Annotated in this window: 2 protein-coding genes; one reads left to right on the top strand and one right to left on the bottom strand. The window is 32.0% G+C overall.

All coding sequences use genetic code 11. From position 1 onward, the window contains the following. Positions 1-357: 357 nt before the first annotated feature. Positions 358-1,278 (top strand): DMT family transporter, encoded by a 921-nt coding sequence (locus tag JFU54_RS02475; protein WP_002140184.1) that lies wholly within the window; start codon positions 358-360, stop codon positions 1,276-1,278. Positions 1,279-1,371: 93 nt separating this feature from the next. Here JFU54_RS02475 and JFU54_RS02470 read toward each other — a convergent pair whose 3' ends face one another. Beyond that, positions 1,372-2,163, bottom strand: a complete 792-nt coding sequence (locus JFU54_RS02470) for a sulfotransferase family 2 domain-containing protein (RefSeq protein ID WP_002191765.1) — start codon at positions 2,161-2,163, stop codon at positions 1,372-1,374. Positions 2,164-2,343 lie beyond the last annotated feature (180 nt).

The raw sequence follows: 2,343 nt of genomic DNA, 5'->3' as shown, positions 1-2,343 counted from the left end.
AAACCTAAGTCGTTTCGACTTAGGTTTTTTTGTGTTTATTTTTATTTACCGAAGGTTAAAATTCATAAATTTAATAACCCTAAAGACGAAAAAGGAATGAAATAGAAACGGTATAAAATAAAATTCGGATGATAAAGTAATACGTTTAAATATAAATTGAAGGTAAGGATTTCCTTTTTATGTTAATTTAGTTGTCGAATGAACAATAATGTTTTGGTTTAATATGAAAAGGTTATGTAAAAAAGAGCTGGATGGCTATTTTTTGCATAACCTTTTTGTGGTTTTAAAGGATTTTACCTAAGAAAAAATCTATAATTAAGGTAGTTAACATATATTTTTTGATGGGTGTGGGGGATTATGAAAGAAATATGCATGTTATTAGTGGCTGTTATATTATGGGGAACAGCCATTGCACCAACGAAATGGGCATTAGAATCCATTCAACCGTTTACTTTGTTATTTATTCGTCTTTTCTTTGCGGGTGGAATTTGTATGTTTTTCTCATTTAACGAACTACAAAAAGCAGTTATACATAAACATATTCCGTGGAAAAGAATGAGTTTACTGTCTTTTACTGGTGTAGCTGGGTACTTTATGTTCACATCCTATGGTATTTCTTTAACAAGTGGATTACATGTTAGTATTATTGATGCTGCATTGCCATTAGTTACAATTCTTTTTTCAGCGTTCTTTCTGAAAGAGAAAATTCAGATGGATTATTGGATCGGAATTATGTTGGGCGCTATAGGAGTGCTCTTTATTACAATTCCATCTAGCGATACTAATCAAGAGGTGTCTTTAATAGGAGATATACTTATTTTATTAAGTACCTTTTTATTTGCGTTCTACACAGTTTTGTTAAAACGGCCAAAACAAGAACGACGTTTATCTAATAAAGTTTTCACTACAGTAACACTAATGATAGGTGCAGCTATTGTGTTGCCATTTGCAATGATAGAAATTTTTTACTACGGTTTCCCAAAAATCGAAACATGGAAGATTGGATTTAGTGTAGTATACCTTGTTATCGGGGCAACAATTTTAGCATATTGGTTCTGGAATAAAGCGCTAGAGACGGTCTCAGCATCAATAAGTGGACTGTACTTAAATGGATTGCCGTTAATAAGTATCATTACTTCAATTATCCTATTAAATGAATCTCTGACATGGAAGATAATAATGGGAGGGAGTCTAGTTTTAATTGGAGTAGGATGGGCGGATAAGCAAAAGTTACGTAATCTATTAAAGGGTAATAAAATGGATAGTAGGGACTGTTAAATTGTACGTTTTATATAGTTTAAATGTTAAAAAGATACCTCATATATATGTATAAGGTATCTTTTTATATTTAGCGAAGATAATGGACTTAAATTAGTAGGGATATTCTTTGTTATATCTATATGTATCGAAATCTTTTTGAAATATTGTTTTGACGAGCTGTATACATTCATCATCATAAAAGCTTTCAAAAGTCGGGTGACGAGGGAATAAAGGATCAGTAATATCGGCATCGCTGAAATTCCCTTTATAAATCATGGCAGGGGTTTGATGATGCCATGATGTTGAAAACTCATTTATCGGTGCAGGTTTTAATTCGAAACGTTTTTCTAATTCTTTCATTTCCTGATCGAAATTTTCTAAGTATATATAATTGGTTACATACTCTTCTTCACCTGCTATATATTGTTGTGTAAAGTGAGCGTTAATATCATTTGCATGAGCACCTTTAGTAAATAGGTAGTATAAAAATTGTTTGAATGAGATTCCTTTAGGAGAATTTTCATTTTGATATAAAAACTTTCGAATGGGTTTCCATTCTTCATTTTCTACATAAGGAGGTGCAATTAAGGACACGAAAGAACTGACTGCTCTTCTAAACGGATTGCGAACCAGTTTGAAAGTTTCCTTTTGTTTATCTCGTAGTGCTACACTTAGCCGTATATTATAGGCCGGTGTACTTTTGTATATTTCATATTCGAAATTATGGATGAAGGGGTGATAGTTTAAAGCTGTTTGTAATAAATCAACCTGGTAAAAAAACCACTTAGCAAGGGAAGTACAACCACTTTTTTGACTCCAAAATAGAATGAGAGGAAAGTTTCTATGATAGTGTGGGCTTCTTGCATTAGTACTAATGATGTGTAATAAGGAAGGATCCAACAATTGATGCACTCCTTTCATGTATCTTGATTATATATACATATGTAAAATAAAGATGAGGTATGAGTGTGTGGAATTTTTTTTGTAGAAAATGAAAAAGAAATGTTGACTATTATTATATAGAGGTGTAATATAGGACAAGTCGCCGATAGCAACAACGCAGAAAGCGACAAAACAAAATGA

Origin of the sequence: Bacillus sp. TH19, assembly GCF_016651075.1 — a bacterium.
In the GTDB taxonomy this organism is placed as follows: domain Bacteria; phylum Bacillota; class Bacilli; order Bacillales; family Bacillaceae_G; genus Bacillus_A; species Bacillus_A mycoides.
Note: the sequence above shows the minus strand (reverse complement) of the source record. Positions and strands in the feature narration are given on the sequence as shown.

Excerpts from the sequence above, each read along its gene's own strand:
- JFU54_RS02475 (WP_002140184.1), top strand. The coding sequence starts at position 358 with ATGAAAGAAATATGCATGTTATTAGTGGCTGTTATATTATGGGGAACA.